An 18,104-nucleotide genomic window follows, 5' to 3' on the forward strand; every position below is an offset into this window, starting at 1 on the left:
GTTAGACGGGGAAGGATAGGCGGGCGGGTGGGGCGTTCGGCTGTTTGGGTGGGGGCGAAGTTGTGGCAGGGATAGCAGCTGCGAATGGATCAACCAGCAGCAGCCGTCTGCACCGCCGGGCGCCGCTGGCGGGCGCGCCAGAAGAGGAAGCCGGTGACGAGCAGGAACATCGGCAGCATGCCGGTGATGCAGGCCACGATGCGCCAGAGCATGCCGCCCACGGCTGCCGAATGGATCGGGAAGAGGGCATTCGCGAGGCGCAGGCCAGGGCCGAGTTTCGTCGCGTCGTCGCCGCCGATCACGCGGGCGGCCTGGGGGTCCATCCACAACGAGCTGCGCCCGTCCTTGTTCCACTCACCGGGACGGCGCACACGCAGCACCAGGGTGCCACTGTCCTTCTGCGGCAGCATGACCCGGGTGATTTCCGCATCGGGCGCGGCGGCCTGCGCCGCGGCGAGCACGGCCGGCCAGTCGACCTTGCCGTGTGCGGGCGGAAGCTTCGGCGGCTTGGCCGGCGGGGCTTCGCTGAACGCGGATGCGAGGCCGTTACGGACGGCACCGCGATAGGCCATGGTCGTACCGGTGCCGATCATGACGATGAGCAGGGGAAGGGCAGCCACACCGACGAAACGGTGGAAGCTCGCCCAGCGCAGCACCGGCGGGTTCGTGTGCGGCTTGAGGTGTTTCAGTGCGCGCCGGCGTCCTGGCCAGTACAGCCACACACCCGAGAAGAGCATGAACAGGCCTGTGAAGGCGACGACGCCGAGGATGGTCTCGCCCACTTCGCCACTGAGCAGGTGCGTGTGCCAGTCCATGAGCATCAGCAGCACATCACCGGTCTTTTCACGATGCAGGAGCAGCTCGCCGGTGGTGGCATCGAAATAGCTGCGGCCGCCGCCACGCTCCTGTGCCTCCCACACCGGCAATTCGTCATCGGGCAGGGAAAGCCCACGCAGTCCCTTGCCTTCCGGGGACGACAGCAGGGTCGCCAGCGAACGGCCCTGGGTCGCCAGGTCAGGCAGCGGTCGCGAGGTGAGTTGCGGGTGGCCGGCCGCAATCAGGGGGTCTTCCCACAGCATGATGCTGCCGGAAAGGGTCACCAGGGCCAGTACGAGGCCCAGGCTCAGCCCCAGCCACAGGTGCATCGTCTTCAGGGCGGAACGGAAACGGCGCGGGTGCGGCATGAAGACGGCCTTGCGGGAAGCGAAAGGCCGTCATCGTAGGTGCGAATGATTATCAGATCAATTCACAGGTTTCTGCGACCCGTTGTTTCAGGACGGCCAGTGGTTGTGCAGGATGCACTGGGTGAAGTCGGTGCGCTTGAATCCGGGCTGCTTGTAGGCCATGACGTCGGCTTTCACATTGCCGAACGTGGTCTCCGGCTTGTTACGGACGCCGTTGTAGAAGGCGTCGATGATGCCTTCCTTGAAGGCGTCGCCGCGCGGGTGAATCTGCGCCACGGTTTCGCGATCGCTGGTGGCGACGTTCTCGAAGCCGAGGCCGAGCACGTCCATTTCCACACCAGCCGTGACCAGGGCAATCTCCGGCTTCATGTGCTGGGGAACGCCGGGGGTCGTGTGCAGCGCGATCGAGGCCCAGACAATGTCGATCTGGGCTTCGTCCATGCCCTTCGAGCGCAGGAACTCACGAGCCACGTTGGCGCCATCGACTTCGAAGCGCTCGGTCTTGCTCGAATACGCCGGCACCAGGCCCATGTCATGGAACATGGCACCGGCGTAGAGCAGCTCCGGATCGAAGGCGAGGCCCTTGCTTTTGCCCGTCAGGGCGCCGAACAGGAACACCCGGCGGGAGTGGTGATAGAGCAGGTCGGTCTCGGTATCGCGGACCAGATCGGTGATCTCGCGGGCGAGCGCGCTGTCGGGAATGGCGATGCCGGCAATGGTGGTGGACATGGCGTTGGGCCTCATGCGGTGGGTGAAGCTATTGGACTCCCTGCGCGATGCGTCTTTATTTGACTCGTGGTAGCAATTTCTGCCATGTTGCGCACCATGCAGTCGCCACCTCCCCTCACGATCGCCATCGTCGCTCCACCCGGCGTGCAGATGCTTGACGTTTCGGGGCCTGCCGACGTGTTCGCCGAAGCCAACCGGCAGACCCGGCGCGAGGTGTACCGGGTGCTCACCGTGGGCACCGCGCCGCTGGCCGTCACCGCCTCCTCCGGTATGCGCTTCCTGCCGGACCGCAGCACCCTGGAAACGCTCGACCGGATCGATACCTTGCTCGTGGCCGGCTCGCCCGACCTGTCCTCCGCCGCCACCGATTACAGCCTGCTCGACTGGCTGCGCCGGCACGCGGCGGTATCGCGCCGCTACGGATCGATCTGCAGCGGCGCCCTGCTCTTCGCCCAGACCGGCCTGCTCGACGGCCGTCGCGTCACCACCCACTGGAAAGTGGCGAGCCTGCTCGCCGAGCGTCATGCCTCCCTCCAGGTGGAGGCCGATGCCTTTGTCGTTCGCGATGGGCCGGTGTGCACGGCGGCAGGCGTCACCGCTGGCATGGACCTGGCCATCGCCCTGGTCGAGGAAGACCTCGGGCGCGACGTCGCCATGGCGGTGGCCGCCGAACTGGTGGTGTTCTACCGGCGTCCGGGCGGGCAACTGCAGTTCAGTCGCCACGGCGAGGCGGCGCCGGCCGGCCGCGGCGCCTTGCAGGAGCTGCAGCGTTACGTCGCCGCACATCCGGGTGAAGAGCATTCGGTGGGCGCCATGGCGGAACGCGTCGGCATGAGCCCGCGCCATTTCGCACGGATCTTCCGACACGAGGTAGGCATGACGCCGGCGGAATTCGTCGAGACCATGCGCGTGGAAGCGGCCCGGCGCCTGCTGGAGGAAGGCCACGAGACGCCGAAGCGTGTCGCGGCGCGTTGCGGCTATGCCGACGCCAACGGGCTACGCCGCGCCTTCATGCGCCGCGTGGGCGTGACGCCGGCCGAATATCGCAAGCGACACGCCCACGCCCGTACCCGTTAGGGTCAGATCTCGATGATGCCTCGCCGTAGCGCAATGGCCACGGCATGTGTGCGGTCGTTGGCCGCGAGCTTGGCAAGGATGCTCTTCATGTGAGCCTTGACCGTCTCCTCGGCGATACCCAGCGCCACCGCGACATCGCGGTTGGCCTCGCCCATGGCGACGCGGGTCAGTACCTGGGTCTCTCGCGGGGTCAGTTCGTCGTCGTTTGCGTGTCCAGCCATCTCGTGCGCTATCTCCTCGGGTACGCGGCGCTTGCCGTCCATGATTTGTCGAATGGTGCTGAGCATGTCTTTACGCAGTTCGCTCTTGAGCAGGTAGCCCTGGGCCCCTGCGCGGAACGCCCGCAACGCCTGCACGTCGCCACGGTAGGTGGTGAGGACCAGGATGCGTGCGTCGGGGAACTCGCCACGGATCGCTTCGATCGCGGCGATGCCGCCGATGCCGGGCATCTGCAGGTCCATCAGGGTGAGGTCGGGTCGATGCTCGCGAAAGCGCTCGATCGCCTCTTCGCCCGTACTCGCCTCCGCCACCAGCCGGAGCTCGTCCTGGCCTTCGATGACGGCGGCGATCCCCTCGCGAAGAAGCGGATGATCGTCGACCGTCATGATTCGAATAGGTGGCATCGGCGGAGTATAACGACACCGCCTCCACCACGAACTTGCGAGCATCGACCGATGACGGCAAGCAAACGCGTTGCGAAAAAGCCCAAGGCGCCCGGCCACATCCGCACCGGCATGGGCGGCTGGGTGTTCGCACCCTGGCGAGGCGTGTTCTATCCGGACGATCTCGTGCAGAAGCGCGAACTGGAATACGCCAGCCGGCAGGTCACGGTGATCGAGATCAACGGGACGTACTACCGGGCTCCCGATGCTGAGACATATCGCAAATGGGCGGCCGAGACGCCCGAAGGTTTCGTCTTTTCGGTCAAGGCGCCACGCCACATCGTGCAGACGAAGCAACTGGCGACGGCAGGCGAGCGTATCGAGCGGTTCGTGGAAGGCGCCAGCGCGCTCGGCGACCGCCTCGGACCTATCCTCTGGCAGTTCCTCGCCACGCGCGCGTTCGATCCGGACGACATGGCGGCCTTCCTCGACCTGCTGCCTGAAAAGGCCGGCGGGGTGACGCTGCGGCATGCCGTCGAGGTGCGCAACGAGAGCTTCATGGACCAGCGCTGGCTCGAGCTGGCACGCGATCGCGGCGTGGCGACCGTGTTCACCGACTCGCCGGAGCACCCGTCGTTCGCCGACCTGACCGGCCCCTTCGTCTATGCTCGCCTGATGCGCAGCCGGGCCAGCGAGAAGAACGGTTACCCGGCGAAGGAGCTGAAGGCCTGGGCCGCGCATGCCGCGACCTGGGCTGCCGGTGGCGATCCCCTCGACCTGCCGCATGTGGCGGACGCGCTGGCCAAGGGCCCACCCCGGGATGTCTTCGTCTATTTCATCTCGGCGGCGAAGGAACGCAACCCCGCGGCTGCGGTGGCGCTCGGCAAGCTCGCCAACCCCGCATAATCTCCCTCTTTTCCGAACGGACGACCCATGGACCGTCTCATCCAGAACACCCTCATCGACCTTTTCGCCGAGCACGGCGTGGAACTCGAGCCCGACGAAGACTGGCTGCTCACCGAAGGGGATGACTATCCCGCCTTGCGTGGCATCTGGCACGAAGGCAAGGACGGCGGCATGGGGCGGCTCGATATCGATATCGTGCTCGACGAGGAGCGCACCATCGAGGAGAGTTTCGGCGGCATCGGCACCGGCAAGGCCGGTTGCCGCGACGCGCTGGACAGCTTCGCGCGCAACGACTTCTACGTGATGCTGGCTGCGTGCTGGCACCTGGCCAGCGAAGAGAAGCTCGCCACGCACGAACTCACGGCGGGCGTACATCGCTTCAAAGCCTATATCGGCGACTTCACGTTACGTGGCGAGAAGGATGCCCCGATGGAAATCCCCGAAGACGGTCTCTCCGCCCTCGAGGCTGCGATTTCCACCGCGCCGCTGACCAACGACGTGCACTGGATCCGCGTGTTCTACGGCAACGTCGGCGACGGCAAGACCCAGGTCGAGGTGCTTCTCGACAACGAGCCCTGGGCGGCCGGCCATAAGGCGATAGCCTCGGTCGAATGGCCCCAGCTCGATCGCTACTACAGCCTGCGTAACTTCATCGCGCTGGTGCCGCAGGACTGACGCGGTAGCGGCTCAGGCGATCGAGCCGCCGCCGTCCACCGTGATCGTCGAGCCGGTCGTGAACGGCGTCGCGGCGGCGTAGAGAATCGCGTTGGCGATGTCCTCGGGCTCGCCGGCGCGCTTCGCCGGCAGCTTCTCGGCGACCGCGGCAAACATGGCCTCACGCTTTTCCGCGTCCATGCCGCTCCACAAGGGCGTGCGGATCATGCCGGGGGACACCGCGTTGACGCGTACCGGTGAGAACTCCAGGGCCATGCCACGCACAAGGCTTTCGAGTGCGGCGTTGATCGCGCCCTGCAATACCGATGTGGCGCTGGGACGGACCGCGAGGAAACCGGAGACGATGGTCAGCGAGCCGCCGTCTTTGATGCGCGCTGCGCGAGCGACACGATAGGCCCCCCAGAACTTGCTCTCCATGGCCTTGTGCGCGTCTTCCAGCGAAAGCTGGCGCACGGGGCCGCTCGGCGTTTTCGCGGCGGAGACCACCACGTGGTTCCACGTGTGTGCAGACAGAAAAGCTTCGACGGCTTCGACGTCGCCGGTGTCCAGTACATGCGACTTCGCTTCACCGCCAATGTCGTTCAGGGCGGCATCGAGCTTGCCTGCCGACCGCGAGGCAATGGTCACGCGCGCGCCGGCGGCTGCGAACGCTTTCGCCGTGGCCAGGCCGATGCCGGAGCTGCCACCGACCACAAGGACATCCTGATTCGTGAAGGAAAACATGGCGAGCCTCTGCAAGCGGGAAGAAGGTGGGATCACTATGATCCTTGCCCAGGAGCCGACAAAGGCTCGTGAGGCTGAAAGACTCTTGCCCGGGGCCTAAGAATGATCGACAACCTGCTCGAACTGACCGTCTTCGCCCGCATCGTATCGGAAGGCAGCCTCTCCGCCGCGGCGCGCGATCTGGACCTCTCCCTGGCTGTGGTCAGCAAACGCCTGACCGCGCTGGAAACGCGCCTTGGCGTACGCCTTCTGCAGCGGACCACTCGCCGCCAGTCGCTGACGGAAGAGGGCGAGGCGTTCCACGCACGCTGCGTGCGCATCCTTGCTGAGGTGCAGGAAGCGGAGGCAGCGGTGTCCCGCAGCCGCGATGCCGTCGCTGGCGTATTGCGCGTCAACGCGCCGCGGGCATTCGGGCGACGCCGCATTGCACCGCTCACGGTGGCCTTTCGTCAGGATCACCCCGAACTCAACGTCCACCTGACACTGACCGACGCGCTGGTGGATATCGTCGACGAAGGCATCGACCTGGCGATCCGCTTCGGAAGCCTGGCCGACTCGTCGATGATCGCCCGTTCGCTGGCGCCCAACTTCCGCGTCCTGTGCGCGGCGCCTTCCTATCTCGCCCGGCGTGGCCTGCCCTCCGAACCGGTGGCGCTCACCGGTCACGACTGCATCGTCTTCGGCGAGCAACCGACCCGCGAATGGCATTTCGAGCACGCGGGCGAGCCGGTCTCCGTGCGCGTGAACCCGGCCTTCGTCACCAATGACGGCGAAGCTGCCCACACGCTGGCGCTGGCCGGTGGCGGCATCGTGCAGAAGTCGATCTGGGATGTCGGCGACGACCTGGGTAGCGGGCGCCTGGTTCGCGTGCTGGCTGACTACACCATTCCCGCTGCACCCTTGCAGGCGGTGTATGCGAATGCGCAGCACCTGGCGCCGAAGGTGCGGCGGTTCGTGGATTTTTGTGCGGAGAAATTGAAGGAAGAGTGGCGCTGGGGGTGATGGGGTTGGTGTCGGTGGAGAAGCATGTGGGAGCCGATTCATCGGCGATCCCGCGCAGCGGGCCAGACTACCGAACCCCCGCCCAATCCTCAGGCTTCATTATCGCGAACAACCCATCACGCAACGTCCGTCGCCCCAACCGAAGCACTTCCGCATCACGCGAAAACAAGAATGAAGCCCCGGACGCCGCAGCGAGCTCCAGGAACTTCTGGTCATCCGGATCGCGGCAGCGGGGCAATGCAGAGCGCGGCGCCATGGCCTCCCCATCCAACAACGTAACACTCCGATCGAAACGCGCCTCCGCCTCCGCCCGACGCGCGTCATCCAGCTTCAGCGCCGGGTAGCGCAACACACCCACCCACTCATCGCGGCAATCCGCCCGCGTCACCGCTTCGACGTCGCCTGCTTCAAGCGCCGCGACCAGCGGCGCGACACGTGGATCCTCGAACACGAACGCGTCGAGACAGACATTCGTGTCCAGGACGACGCGCATGCGATCAGGCCGCCGATCGCTCGGCAAGTTTCGCGTGCTGCTCGGCAACGATGGTATAGGACTGCTTGCGCGCCGCGTGATCGAAGATCTGCGCGGTGATGATCAGTTCGTCCGCACCCGTGCGCGCGATGAAGTCCGCAAGGCCGTCGCGCACGGTGTCGGGCGAGCCAACCACGGCACAGGAGAGCGCATGGTCAACCTGCGCTTTCTCCATCGATGTCCACACACCGTCCATCGAGTTCACCGGCGGCGGCAGCGTACCCGGCGCACCGCGGCGCAGGTTCCAGAAAGCCTGCTGCTGGGAGGTGAACAAGCGACGCGCTTCCTCATCGGTTTCGGCAGCCACCACATTGATGCCAAGCATCGCGTAGGGCTTATCGAGCACCGCGGACGGGCGGAACATATGCCGATACACCTCGAGCGCCTTCATCATCATGTCCGGCGCGAAGTGCGAGGCGAACGCGAAGGGCAGGCCAAGGTGGGCAGCGAGCTGCGCACTGAACAGGCTCGAGCCCAGCAGCCAAAGCGGCACATTGGTATCCATGCCCGGCACCGCGCGAACGGTCTGCCCCGGCTGCTGCGGACCCAGGAACAGCTGCAGTTCCTGCACGTCGTCCGGGAAGCGGTCGTCGCTCGGGCCCATGGAGCGGCGCAAGGCACGCGCGGTGCCCTGGTCCGTGCCCGGAGCGCGTCCGAGGCCGAGGTCGATGCGGCCCGGATACAACGAAGCCAGGGTGCCGAACTGCTCGGCAATCACCAGTGGTGCGTGGTTGGGCAACATGATGCCGCCCGAGCCGACGCGGATGGTATTCGTGCCTTCGGCAATGAAACCGATCACGACCGAGGTGGCCGCGCTGGCGATACCGGTCATGTTGTGGTGCTCGGCCAGCCAGTAGCGATGGAAGCCCAGCGCTTCGGCGTGCTGGGCGAGATCGCGGGAGTTGCGCAGCGATTCGCCGGGGTTGGAGCCACGTGCCACCGGGGACAGGTCGAGTACCGAGAACGGAATCATCCGCAGACACCTCTTGAAAGGGGGAGGCGGACGAACCGCCAATCCGTTCCAGATGGGCGGGGAAGGGGCTGTTTGCAACCCTCACAAGGTATTCCGGGGAAACAATCCGTTCGGCGGAACGATGCTCCGCAGGCCGCAGCGGGGGAGGAAAATACACCCATTCACTTACCCAGTCCGGTAATTCCGGGGGAGCACGACATGATCGACGTCCGCAGCTTCAACAGCCTTGGCGGTGCCAACCACGGTTGGCTCGATGCGAAGCATCATTTTTCGTTCGCCTCGTATAGCGACCCGAAGCGCATGGGCTGGGGCGCACTGCGCGTCTGGAACGACGACACCATCGCTGCCGGTACCGGCTTCCCGGCGCACCCGCACTCGGACATGGAGATCATCACCTATGTACGCGAAGGCGCGATCACCCACGAAGACAGCCTGGGCAACAAGGGCCGTACCGAAGCGGGCGACGTGCAGGTGATGAGCGCCGGGACCGGGATCCGCCATGCCGAGTACAACGCCGAGCCGGACGCCACCCGGATCTTCCAGATCTGGATCATTCCGGACGGTGAGCGTAAGGCGCCATCGTGGGGTACCCGCCCGTTTCCGAAGGGCGAGCGCTCCGGCCAGTTCGTCACCCTGGCCAGCGGCATGGCCGGCGACGGCGACGCCTTGCCGATCCGCACCGATGCCCGCGTGCTCGGCGCCAGCGTGAAAGCCGGTGAGACTGTCGAGTACACGCTGGGCGAGGGCCGCTTCGCCTATATGGTGCCGGCCGAGGGCTCGGTGCAGGTCAACGGCACGACGCTCAACAAGGGCGATGGCGCCGCGATCCGCGACGAGACCACGCTGCGCATCACGGCATCGACCGATGCCGAACTGGTGCTGGTCGACAGCGCCGCGTAAGTAACACCGGGGTTATGCTGTGGGTCATGACGACCCACGGCATGTCCTACCTCGACAACCCTATTCTCGACACCGACAGCTACAAGGCCAGCCACTGGCTGCAGTATCCGCCGGGAACCGACGCCACGTTCTTCTACGTGGAATCGCGCGGCGGTACGTACGAGAGCACCCTGTTCTTCGGCCTGCAGGCCGTTCTCAAATCACGCCTTGGCCGCCCCGTCACGCATACGGACGTGGATGCGGCGCGCGACTTCTTCGCTGCCCATGGCGAGCCCTTCAATGACGCAGGCTGGCGACGCATCGTCGATGTCCACGGTGGCAAGCTCCCCGTGCGGATTCGCGCGGTGCCGGAAGGCAGTGTGATTCCAACCCATCAGGCCCTGGTGACCATCGAGTCCACCGACCCGGAAGCGTCCTGGCTGCCGTCGTACCTGGAAACCCTCCTGCTCCGCCTGTGGTATCCGGTCACCGTGGCGACCACGAGCTGGCAGGTTCGGCGGACCATCCTTCACTACCTGGAAAGGACCTCGGACGATCCCGCGGGACAGATCTCCTTCAAGCTGCACGACTTCGGTGCGCGCGGCGTATCCAGCGCGGAGTCCGCGGGGCTCGGCGGCATGGCGCACCTGGTCAACTTCCTCGGCACGGACACCGTCTCCGGCGTGCTGGCCGCTCGCGCGTTCTACGGCGAACCGATGGCCGGCTATTCCATTCCTGCGGCCGAGCACAGCACGATCACCAGCTGGGGCCGTGAGCATGAAGTCGATGCGTATCGGAACATGCTCAAGCGCTTCGCGAAGCCCGGCGGGCTCGTCGCCGTGGTCTCCGACAGCTACGACATCTACCACGCGATCACCGAGCACTGGGGCAAGACCTTGCGCGACGAAGTCATCGCGTCCGGTGCGACGATCGTCGTCCGTCCGGATTCCGGCGATCCCGTGGAAGTCGTCCACCGCTGCGTCAGCCTGCTCGACGACGCCTTCGGCAGCACGGTGAACGCAAAGGGCTTTCGCGTACTCAACCACGTGCGCGTCATCCAGGGCGATGGTGTGAATCCCGAGAGCATCCGCGCCATCCTCGAACGCATCACGGGCGCCGGCTACTCGGCCGACAACCTCGCCTTCGGCATGGGCGGTGCGCTGCTGCAGAAGCTCACGCGCGATACGCAGAAATTCGCATTGAAGTGTTCGGCCGTCCGCATCGGGGGCGCGTGGCGCGATGTCTGGAAGGATCCCGTCACCGACCAGGGCAAGACGTCCAAGCGCGGACGCATGACCCTGGTGCGTCATCGCGAGTACGGCAGTTACCGCACCGTGGCCTTGCCTGACGATGCGGTATCGCTGGCGCCCGGCGCTCTCGAGCCCGGCTGGGAGGAAGCGATGGTCACCGTGTGGGAGAACGGCGAGTTGCTGCGCGACTGGACGTTCGCCGGCGTGCGCGAACGCGCTGCGGCCGGACGCTAGTCGTCGAGGTTTTTGTGGGAGCCGGCTATGCCGGCGATGGGTTGAGGGGGCCTGGCTATCGCCGCTGAAGCGGCTTTCACAAGAGAGCAGGCCGCCTCCGGGTTACGGGGCGGCTGGGGCGGTTGGCGGCGCCGTTCCCGCGCTGCCCTTCTTCGTCATCAGGCCGTGCGTGAACAGATACGCCGCCGTCTGGTAGTAGGTGATCGCATCCTTCGCGTCCACGGGATCGGCCTTGGCCACGGTGGCGTCGCCCGATACAAGGTCGGGTGTCATCTCCTTGACCGGCTCACGCGGAATGAGCGACGTGAGTCGGTCGCCACGCATATACCCAAGCTCCTGGTAGGTGCTCATGAAGGTGCGCTCGCGACCCGGCTCGAGCTTGAACAGGTCGTAGCCGTAGAAGTGCGAGGTGTAACTGAAATTCAGCAGGCCCAGCACGGTCGGCGGAATGTCGATCTGGCTCATGAAACGATCGACCCGGCCCGGCGCAACGTGCTTGGGCGAGTAGATGAAAAGCGGAATGTGGTACTTGTCGACCGGCAGGCTGGTCTTGCCCGCGCTTGCCGCGCAATGGTCGGCGGTGATGACGAAGATGGTGTCATCGAACCATGGCTTGGTCGACGCGCGCTTGAGGAAGTCGGCCAGCGCCCAGTCGGTGTAACGCACGGCGGAATTTCGCGCGCCCTGCTTCGCGTTCACCCGGCCTTCGGGGAACGTGTACGGCCGATGATTGGACGTGGTCATCACGTGGCCGAAGTACGGCTTGCCCTTCGCATACGACGCGTCCATCCGCTTCATCACTAGCGTGAACAGGTCCTCGTCGGCCACGCCCCAGACGTTCTCGGTGTGGATGTCCTTCGCATCGATGACGTTGCGGTCCACCGCCGTGTAACCGTTGCTGGCAAAGAAGTGGTTCATGTTGTCGAAGTAGCCGTAACCGCCGTAGACGAACTCGGAGGTGTAGCCCTTCGCATTGAACACGTCGGCGAGGGAGTTCAGGTTTTCGTTGCCGGGACGCTTGACGATGGACTCGCCGGGCGTCGGCGGCACGGACAGCGACAGCGCTTCCAGCCCGCGCACGGTGCGCGTGCCGTTGGCATAGAGCTGGGTGAAGAACAGGCTCTTCGCCGCCAGCGCATCGAGGTTCGGCGTCAGCCCCATGTGCTTGCTGACATTGAGGCCTTCGACGTAATCGCCGGACAGGCTCTCCACGCTGATCAGCACGACGTTGAGCTTCTTTTCCGGGCCCGCGGCAGCAATCGTGCGCGTGATGTCCTGCGGATCGTTGCTGGTGAACGTGGCATCCGGCGTCTTGACCAGCTCGCGCAGGTTACCGAAGGCCTGGTCGTCGGGAATGGTCGGGTAGTACTTGGCGTAATCCAGCTCGTTGTTACGGAACGCGGCGAAGAACTGGTAGATGCCGTTACCCGCCAGCTCATTGACGTAGTTGTTGGTCGAACGGTCCTTCATCGAGCCATCGACGGCGAAGCTCACCGCCACGGTCAGTACCAGCCACACGCCGACCACTGCCGAGCGGCCGACGAAGCGCGAACCCGCGTCCTGCGCCCTGAGCGCGCGGCGGCTGAAGAAGACCACCAGCACCGTCGCCAGCAACAGGAGCAGCGACCAGGTGGCGATGGGGTACGACTCCTGGATGTTGCCGACCACTTCGTGCGTATAGACCAGGTAGTCCACCGCGATGAAGTTGAAGCGCGCACTGAACTCGCCCCAGAACACCAGTTCGGCGGCAGCGAGATAGAGCACAGCGAAAGTCAGGACGAAGCAGAAGCCGACAAAAACCCGGCGACCCCAGGTCGACAGGTAGGCCCGGCGCGGCAGCAGCCAGAGCACCAGCAGCATCGGCCAGGCGAAGTAGAGGAGGGTGACCAGGTCGTAGCCCAGGCCCACGGCGAACAGGTACAGCCACTTGCCCGGCTCGCGGGGGATATCGTGCCCGGTCTTGATCAGCAGGATCAGGCGGACCAGGAAGGCCACGACAACGAACAGGACGCCGAACCAGAGCAGTGGCCGGAAACGCTGGCGCAGGACGCCCGGGGCCGAAGAATCAGAACGCATGGTGCCTCGCGGAAGGTCGCCAGCCGGAAAGCGGGCAGAGTGTGCCAAGAGGGTAGATCGGACGCCTTACGCAAGGCTTTCTCAAACCTTATCGTAAGCTTTTGTCGTCATCGAGGGTCAGAATGAACGCCGTGAGTGCGGCGACCTGCCGCCTGCACACGCTCTGTGGCACCCTACACGACCTTACGAGATACAACGGAGCCGCGGACGCAGTGGAGCACGAGACGAGGGCGGAGCTGCCAGTGAACGACGCGCCCCTGATAAAGCCCGCGCTTTACGCGACGTTGCTACGTCGCGCGGGCGGGCCCCTGTTGTCCCTCCTGCTCCTGTGCCTGGCGCTGTGGGCCTTGCACGCCATGGCCACCGAGGTCACGTACCGCCAGATCGGCGCCTACGTGCATGGTCTACCCAACGCCGATATCGCCCTGGCCATCCTGCTGACCGGCGCCGGCTTCGCGGTCATGACGCTGTACGACTGGTTCGGCCTGGCCAGCATCGGGCGGCGCCTGCCGGCGAAGCGGGTCGGCCTGATCTCCTTCATCAGTTATGCGTTCTCCAACGCGCTGGGCATGTCCCTTCTGGTGTCGGGCTCCATCCGCTACCGGTTCTATGTCCAGGCCGGGCTGAGCACGGGTGAAGTCGCCCGCGTCGTCCTCTATACGACGTTGAGTTTCTGGCTGGGCCTCGCCGCCCTGACCGGCGTGACCCTGCTTATCGTGCCGATTCCGCCCGAAGTGCCGTTTTCGAGCCTGCGCATCCCGTTGGCGATCGTGCTGGTGCTGGTACCGCTGGCCTGGTTTTCGGCCGCCGCGCTGGTACGCCGGCCCATCCGGGTCGGGCGCTGGGCATTCAACACGCCGACACCGCAGGTGGCCGCCCGGCAGATCCTGATCGGCGCGCTGGACTGGGGCCTCGCGTCCGGCGTGCTCTACGTGCTGATGCCGCAGGAAATCGTGGGCGGCTTCGGTCACTTCCTGGCGATCTTCGTGCTCGCCCAGATGGCCGGCCTGATCAGTCACGTCCCCGGGGGCCTGGGCGTGTTCGAGGCAGTCATGCTGGCCGGCTTCGGCGCCACCGGCAACCACGGCCTGGAAGCCCCGATCCTGGGTTCGTTGACCGCCTTCCGCCTCGTTTACTACCTCCTGCCGCTCGGCGTCGCCACCGTGATGGTGATCTGGCGCGAGATCCGCGGCCTGCGTCATACGGCGCTGATCACCCCGTGGTTCAGCAGCCTGCTGCCGCCGTTCTTCGCCGGGCTGACCTTGATCGCCGGTGCCGTACTACTGTTCTCCGGCGCGACGCTGGCCATTCCGGGTCGCATGGAGATCCTGCGCGGCTTCGTGCCCCTGCCGCTGGTCGAGGTCTCGCACTTCCTCTCCAGCGTCGTGGGCATGCTGCTGCTGATCCTTGCCCGTGGCCTGCAACGCCGCCTCGATGCTGCTTACGTACTGACCCTCGTGCTGCTGATCGTCGGCGCCGTGCTGTCGCTGCTCAAGGGCATCGACTACGAAGAGGCGACCCTGCTGTCGTTGCTGGCCCTGGCCCTCGCACCGGCACATCGTCACTTCTACCGTCGTGCCTCCCTGTTCCGCGCCAGCTTCTCCATCGGCTGGATGGTCGCCATCGCGGCCGTGCTGGGTTGCTCGACCTGGCTGGTGTTCTTCAGCTTCAAGCACGTCGAATACAGCAACAACCTGTGGTGGGAATTCAGCTTCCACCATGGCGGTGCCCCTCGTGCGCTGCGCGCCCTGGTCGGTGCCACGGCGGTGGTGATGCTGTTTGCGCTGGCCAACCTCATCCGCCCCGTGCGGACCCGTCGCGCCTTACCGGATGACGCCGACCTCGCTCGCGCCATGCCTTTGCTGAAGGGCTTTTCCTCGGCCCAGGCGCACCTGGCCCTGGTCGGCGACAAAATGCTGATGTTCGCGCCGGAAGACCGCGCCTTCATCATGTACGACATCGAAGGCCGTAGCTGGGTGGCCATGGGCGACCCGGTGGGCGAGAGCGAAGACGCGCGCCGCGAACTGGTCTGGCGCTTCCGCGAGGAATGCGAGCATGCCGGTGGCTGGCCACTCTTCTACCAGGTACGCCCGGAAGACCTCGATCTTTACCTTGAGGTCGGCATGAGCCTGCTGAAGATCGGTGAAGAAGCACGCGTGCGCCTGGAAACCTTCAACCTCGACGGCAAATCGAAGAAGACCCTGCGCGGCACCGTCAACAAGCTCGCCCGCGACGGCCTGCGCATGGAAATCGTGCCGATCGAAGGCGTGCCCGCGTTGCTGCCGCGCCTGAAGGTGATCTCCGACGCCTGGATGCGCGACAAGAAAGTGCGTGAGAAACGCTTCTCGCTCGGCCTGTTCGACGAGCGCTATCTCGCGCGTACGCCCATGGCGGTGGTCTGGCAGGGCGATGAGCCCGTCGCCTTCGCCAATGTCTTCGTAACGACGTCGAAGGAAGAAGCCTCCGTCGACCTCATGCGCCACCTGCCCGACGGACCCTCCGGCATCATGGATTTCCTGTTCATCGAACTGATGGTCTGGGCGAAAGCCGAAGGCTACCGCTGGTTCAATCTCGGCATGGCACCCCTGTCGGGCCTGCAGAACCGTCGCACCGCGCCCCTGTGGAGCCGCTTCGGCGCCATGGTCTTCGGCCGCGGCGAGCGCTTCTACAACTTCCGCGGGCTGCATCGCTACAAGGACAAGTTCGACCCCGAGTGGGAGCCGCGCTACATCGCGGTGGCCGGCGGCATGGGTGTGCCGCTTGCGCTGGCCAACGTTGCCAGCCTGATCTCCGGTGGCCTGGGCGGCGTGGTGCGCCGATGAAAAGGTTCCTCCGTTATTTCCTGATCGCCATCGTGGCGGGTGGCCTGCTGGGTCTGCTCGCCTGGCACCCGTGGACGCACGCTTCCATGGAGGTGTCCACCGTGGAGCTGCCTGCATTGAAGGCGGCACCAGCAGGGGAAGAAGACCTGCTCGTGGTCATCTACTCCGGCGATGGCGGCTGGTGGGATCTCGACCAGCGCCTTGGCGCGGTGTTTACCCAGCGCGGCATTCCTGTCGCTGGCGTGAGCACGTTCAAGTATTTCTGGCGTTACCGTTCGCCCGACGAATCCGCGCGCGATCTGGACCGCTTGCTCGACCGTTACACCGCGCAGTGGAACAAGAAGCGCGTGCTGCTGATCGGCTATTCCTTCGGGGCCGACGTCCTGCCGACCATCGTCGGCAAGCTGCGACCGGACAACCGGACGAAACTCAGCCAGCTCGTGCTTCTTTCAGCCAGTCGCGATGTCAACTTCGAGATCGAGCTCGAGGGCTATATGCAGCAGGGCTGGTGGACCACCCACACGCACAACCTGCTGCAATGGCTGAATCCGGTCGTCCATACCGACGCCGTCCCGCCGATTCTCGCGCTCGGCGGCAAACCGCCGATGGCCTGCTATTACGGCGCGGAAGATGCGGAGGACAGCGGTTGCACCGATCCGAAGCTGCCTTCGTTCGTCACCGTGTACAAGAAGGCCGGCTCGCACCATTTCGACGAGAACTACGAGCAACTCGCCACCGAGCTGATCGACCGCATGCCGCCCGCGTCGGCCGCCTCCACGTCGCCTTAACGGTTTCCGGGCCTGCGGGCCCGTGAAGACCTGTCACAAAACGTTCACCGCCGCGCCACCGGAATTTTCTCTTTTCCGGATCAGGCTGAGTGCTCGGGTGGGACGACGGCAGGAGACGATCGATGCAACGAGAACCGGGAAAACGAGACTACGGATCTTCTGATTGCGCGAGGCTGCGCAGCCTCGCGAGCCGTGGCATGCCCGTGACCCAGAGTGTGCCGAAGCCGACGCCGGCGGCACCGCCGCGCGATTCGCGCGAGCACCGCGTGCGGCCCAGGCCTGAGCGCCAGGCCTGCGCCTGAGATTTCTGCGCCTCCTCACCCGCGACGGAAAGAAACTCACACTTTTAAGATTCCTCCTATATCCGTCGCCGACGTGCCTACGCAAGATAGATCCGTGTCCCGCCCGGCCAGAAGCCGCGCGGGACGACCGAATCGCCGATGACCGATCCGACGGCAGGATGCCGTCAGTCCCTGGTATCAGGATCGATCCCCCCTTCATCGGCGGTAACGCCGCGCCGGCTTCGCCGGGCCGCGTTTTGGTGTGGCTCGTGCCACCGGATCAAGGGACGTCCTTCATGGCCCTCCGCGTGAGCGCGAGGGCCATGTTTTTATCTGGAGCGTGCCGTGGGCTAGCATTGGGCCCATGGGATGCCTGCCTCTACCACTCTTCCTGCTGATCGGTTTCGGGATCGGCTACGCCATCGATTCCCGCACCGGCGCCGTCTGGGGTGGTGGCATCGGGCTCGTCATCGGCCTGGTGCTTACAGCGTTGTTAGTCCGCGCTATGCGCAAGGGCAACCGCTAAGCGCCAGTTCGGCCTGCTTTCTGTGTCAGCTCTTCTTGCCGAAGAACACCGATACGCCAAGGCCAGCGATAACCGATGGCCCGTGCGAGCCGATACGGTGCAGCGCATAGGCATCCAGCTGTGCGTGATCACCGATGCTGTAGGCAACGCCGCCACCCGCCTGCAGCTCGTTGCCATCTTCCGCGTCGTGGATCGCATCGGTCTCCACGTAGGCCATCCAGTTCTCACCGAACTTGCGGCCGAAGGTCGGAGCGAGTGTCCAGGTGTTACGTCCCTGCAGGCGGTCGACGTTGGCGAACAGCGTGCCCTGCCAGGTGTCGTTGGGCTTCCATTGGCCCGTCGCGCCAAGCGTGTACTGCCTGGCGCCGTTGCCGAAGTCCTGGTCGCCGTTGGCGAAGCTCACCTGGCTCAGCGCCGCCCAACTGAACGTTCCGGTGTCGCCGGAGCCGCCCGGGGCGATCTTCAGGCCGACGCTGGTATCGCCGTGGCCGGTGGCATGACGGCGGCTGCCGCCGCCGCTCTCCACCAGGCGATTCCATGCGGAGCCGCCGATCTGCAGCTCGGCCGGCCCGCCGAGCCCGATGCGGATCAGGCTGTCGGCGGTGTAGGTCTTGTCCAGCAGACCGTCCTGGCGCTGCCGCTCATAGGTCGGCAGGCCCTGTTCGAGCGCCAGCGTGCCCACGGGGAGCACGCTGGTGGCGAATCCCGCGCCGGGCCGGTCGAAGTCCGGCGGGTCGGCGAAGGCGGGTGCCGATACGAGGCAAAGGAGGGTGGCGACAGTCGGAAAGGGGCGCAGGTTCATGCGCGCATTGTGGCTATCCCGTGTCGCCGTGTCGTGCAGGCCC

17 protein-coding genes are annotated in these 18,104 nt (G+C 65.5%); 9 read left to right on the forward strand and 8 right to left on the reverse strand.

Going from position 1 to position 18,104, the window contains the following annotated elements; all coding sequences use genetic code 11:
* Positions 1-89: 89 nt before the first annotated feature.
* Together ACVWWJ_RS22840 and ACVWWJ_RS22845 are read right to left on the reverse strand one after the other, a co-directional pair.
* On the reverse strand, positions 90-1,184 hold the full coding sequence (locus tag ACVWWJ_RS22840) for a PepSY-associated TM helix domain-containing protein (RefSeq protein ID WP_456969615.1): 1,095 nt from the start codon (positions 1,182-1,184) through the stop codon (positions 90-92).
* An 87-nt stretch (positions 1,185-1,271) separates the two neighbouring features.
* Entirely contained in the window at positions 1,272-1,913 is a 642-nt protein-coding gene (locus ACVWWJ_RS22845) for an HD domain-containing protein (protein ID WP_456969616.1), read from the reverse strand.
* A gap of 84 nt (positions 1,914-1,997) precedes the next feature.
* Here ACVWWJ_RS22845 and ACVWWJ_RS22850 point away from each other — a divergent pair, with 84 nt between their 5' ends.
* Positions 1,998-2,990, forward strand: coding sequence for a GlxA family transcriptional regulator (locus ACVWWJ_RS22850; RefSeq protein WP_456969617.1), 993 nt, complete (start codon positions 1,998-2,000; stop codon positions 2,988-2,990).
* 2 nt (positions 2,991-2,992) lie between these two features.
* On the opposite strand, the gene ACVWWJ_RS22855 is transcribed toward ACVWWJ_RS22850, so the two are convergent.
* Positions 2,993-3,613 carry a response regulator transcription factor gene (locus tag ACVWWJ_RS22855; protein WP_159894745.1) on the reverse strand — a complete coding sequence of 207 codons (621 nt, stop codon included), beginning with the start codon at positions 3,611-3,613 and terminating at the stop codon, positions 2,993-2,995.
* Positions 3,614-3,664: 51 nt separating this feature from the next.
* Between ACVWWJ_RS22855 and ACVWWJ_RS22860 the strand changes: the two genes are divergently transcribed.
* Positions 3,665-4,498 carry a DUF72 domain-containing protein gene (locus tag ACVWWJ_RS22860; protein WP_456969618.1) on the forward strand — a complete coding sequence of 278 codons (834 nt, stop codon included), beginning with the start codon at positions 3,665-3,667 and terminating at the stop codon, positions 4,496-4,498.
* A 27-nt stretch (positions 4,499-4,525) separates the two neighbouring features.
* Positions 4,526-5,173: a DUF6348 family protein gene (locus ACVWWJ_RS22865; protein ID WP_159894741.1), complete on the forward strand. Its 648-nt coding sequence runs from the start codon at positions 4,526-4,528 to the stop codon at positions 5,171-5,173.
* Positions 5,174-5,185: 12 nt separating this feature from the next.
* On the opposite strand, the gene ACVWWJ_RS22870 is transcribed toward ACVWWJ_RS22865, so the two are convergent.
* The gene (locus ACVWWJ_RS22870; protein ID WP_456969619.1) at positions 5,186-5,896 is read right to left on the reverse strand and encodes an SDR family oxidoreductase; all 711 of its coding nucleotides are present in this window, start codon (positions 5,894-5,896) and stop codon (positions 5,186-5,188) included.
* Between the two features lie 102 nt (positions 5,897-5,998).
* Here ACVWWJ_RS22870 and ACVWWJ_RS22875 point away from each other — a divergent pair, with 102 nt between their 5' ends.
* Positions 5,999-6,898 (forward strand): LysR family transcriptional regulator, encoded by a 900-nt coding sequence (locus tag ACVWWJ_RS22875; RefSeq protein WP_456969620.1) that lies wholly within the window; start codon positions 5,999-6,001, stop codon positions 6,896-6,898.
* Between the two features lie 67 nt (positions 6,899-6,965).
* Here the strand turns inward: ACVWWJ_RS22875 and ACVWWJ_RS22880 are convergent, their stop codons facing one another.
* Both ACVWWJ_RS22880 and ACVWWJ_RS22885 read right to left on the reverse strand, forming a co-directional pair.
* A complete protein-coding gene (locus ACVWWJ_RS22880; protein WP_456969621.1) occupies positions 6,966-7,391 on the reverse strand; it encodes a putative toxin-antitoxin system toxin component, PIN family in 426 nt (141 codons plus the stop codon).
* A 4-nt stretch (positions 7,392-7,395) separates the two neighbouring features.
* Entirely contained in the window at positions 7,396-8,403 is a 1,008-nt protein-coding gene (locus tag ACVWWJ_RS22885) for an LLM class flavin-dependent oxidoreductase (RefSeq protein ID WP_456969622.1), read from the reverse strand.
* Positions 8,404-8,601: 198 nt separating this feature from the next.
* On the opposite strand from ACVWWJ_RS22885, the gene ACVWWJ_RS22890 reads away from it, so the two are divergent.
* On the forward strand, positions 8,602-9,303 hold the full coding sequence (locus ACVWWJ_RS22890) for a pirin family protein (RefSeq protein ID WP_159894733.1): 702 nt from the start codon (positions 8,602-8,604) through the stop codon (positions 9,301-9,303).
* Positions 9,304-9,344: 41 nt separating this feature from the next.
* Positions 9,345-10,766 carry a nicotinate phosphoribosyltransferase gene (locus tag ACVWWJ_RS22895; RefSeq protein WP_456969623.1) on the forward strand — a complete coding sequence of 474 codons (1,422 nt, stop codon included), beginning with the start codon at positions 9,345-9,347 and terminating at the stop codon, positions 10,764-10,766.
* 102 nt (positions 10,767-10,868) lie between these two features.
* Here ACVWWJ_RS22895 and ACVWWJ_RS22900 read toward each other — a convergent pair whose 3' ends face one another.
* Positions 10,869-12,842, reverse strand: a complete 1,974-nt coding sequence (locus tag ACVWWJ_RS22900) for an LTA synthase family protein (protein WP_456969624.1) — start codon at positions 12,840-12,842, stop codon at positions 10,869-10,871.
* 242 nt (positions 12,843-13,084) lie between these two features.
* Here ACVWWJ_RS22900 and mprF point away from each other — a divergent pair, with 242 nt between their 5' ends.
* The 3 genes from mprF to ACVWWJ_RS22915 all read left to right on the forward strand — a co-directional run bounded on the left by mprF (position 13,085) and on the right by ACVWWJ_RS22915 (position 17,259).
* The gene (mprF, locus tag ACVWWJ_RS22905; RefSeq protein WP_456969625.1) at positions 13,085-15,664 is read left to right on the forward strand and encodes a bifunctional lysylphosphatidylglycerol flippase/synthetase MprF; all 2,580 of its coding nucleotides are present in this window, start codon (positions 13,085-13,087) and stop codon (positions 15,662-15,664) included.
* Positions 15,661-16,452 (forward strand): virulence factor family protein, encoded by a 792-nt coding sequence (locus ACVWWJ_RS22910; protein WP_456969626.1) that lies wholly within the window; start codon positions 15,661-15,663, stop codon positions 16,450-16,452. The genes mprF and ACVWWJ_RS22910 overlap by 4 nt, the downstream gene beginning before the upstream one ends.
* A 645-nt stretch (positions 16,453-17,097) precedes the next feature.
* Positions 17,098-17,259, forward strand: a complete 162-nt coding sequence (locus ACVWWJ_RS22915) for a hypothetical protein (protein ID WP_200851847.1) — start codon at positions 17,098-17,100, stop codon at positions 17,257-17,259.
* Between the two features lie 25 nt (positions 17,260-17,284).
* Here the strand turns inward: ACVWWJ_RS22915 and ACVWWJ_RS22920 are convergent, their stop codons facing one another.
* The gene (locus ACVWWJ_RS22920; RefSeq protein WP_456969627.1) at positions 17,285-18,061 is read right to left on the reverse strand and encodes a transporter; all 777 of its coding nucleotides are present in this window, start codon (positions 18,059-18,061) and stop codon (positions 17,285-17,287) included.
* Between the last annotated feature and the right edge of the window lie 43 nt (positions 18,062-18,104).

This window comes from Luteibacter sp. HA06 (genome assembly GCF_054061215.1).

What these genes read in the sequence shown, in the direction of transcription:
- ACVWWJ_RS22840 (WP_456969615.1), bottom strand. Translation starts at nt 1,184, where the DNA reads ATGCCGCACCCGCGCCGTTTCCGTTCCGCCCTGAAGACGATGCACCTG.
- ACVWWJ_RS22845 (WP_456969616.1), bottom strand. Translation starts at nt 1,913, where the DNA reads ATGTCCACCACCATTGCCGGCATCGCCATTCCCGACAGCGCGCTCGCC.
- ACVWWJ_RS22850 (WP_456969617.1), top strand. Translation starts at nt 1,998, where the DNA reads ATGTTGCGCACCATGCAGTCGCCACCTCCCCTCACGATCGCCATCGTC.
- ACVWWJ_RS22855 (WP_159894745.1), bottom strand. Translation starts at nt 3,613, where the DNA reads ATGCCACCTATTCGAATCATGACGGTCGACGATCATCCGCTTCTTCGC.
- ACVWWJ_RS22860 (WP_456969618.1), top strand. Translation starts at nt 3,665, where the DNA reads ATGACGGCAAGCAAACGCGTTGCGAAAAAGCCCAAGGCGCCCGGCCAC.
- ACVWWJ_RS22865 (WP_159894741.1), top strand. Translation starts at nt 4,526, where the DNA reads ATGGACCGTCTCATCCAGAACACCCTCATCGACCTTTTCGCCGAGCAC.
- ACVWWJ_RS22870 (WP_456969619.1), bottom strand. Translation starts at nt 5,896, where the DNA reads ATGTTTTCCTTCACGAATCAGGATGTCCTTGTGGTCGGTGGCAGCTCC.
- ACVWWJ_RS22875 (WP_456969620.1), top strand. Translation starts at nt 5,999, where the DNA reads ATGATCGACAACCTGCTCGAACTGACCGTCTTCGCCCGCATCGTATCG.
- ACVWWJ_RS22880 (WP_456969621.1), bottom strand. Translation starts at nt 7,391, where the DNA reads ATGCGCGTCGTCCTGGACACGAATGTCTGTCTCGACGCGTTCGTGTTC.
- ACVWWJ_RS22885 (WP_456969622.1), bottom strand. Translation starts at nt 8,403, where the DNA reads ATGATTCCGTTCTCGGTACTCGACCTGTCCCCGGTGGCACGTGGCTCC.
- ACVWWJ_RS22890 (WP_159894733.1), top strand. Translation starts at nt 8,602, where the DNA reads ATGATCGACGTCCGCAGCTTCAACAGCCTTGGCGGTGCCAACCACGGT.
- ACVWWJ_RS22895 (WP_456969623.1), top strand. Translation starts at nt 9,345, where the DNA reads ATGTCCTACCTCGACAACCCTATTCTCGACACCGACAGCTACAAGGCC.
- ACVWWJ_RS22900 (WP_456969624.1), bottom strand. Translation starts at nt 12,842, where the DNA reads ATGCGTTCTGATTCTTCGGCCCCGGGCGTCCTGCGCCAGCGTTTCCGG.
- ACVWWJ_RS22910 (WP_456969626.1), top strand. Translation starts at nt 15,661, where the DNA reads ATGAAAAGGTTCCTCCGTTATTTCCTGATCGCCATCGTGGCGGGTGGC.
- ACVWWJ_RS22915 (WP_200851847.1), top strand. Translation starts at nt 17,098, where the DNA reads ATGGGATGCCTGCCTCTACCACTCTTCCTGCTGATCGGTTTCGGGATC.
- ACVWWJ_RS22920 (WP_456969627.1), bottom strand. Translation starts at nt 18,061, where the DNA reads ATGAACCTGCGCCCCTTTCCGACTGTCGCCACCCTCCTTTGCCTCGTA.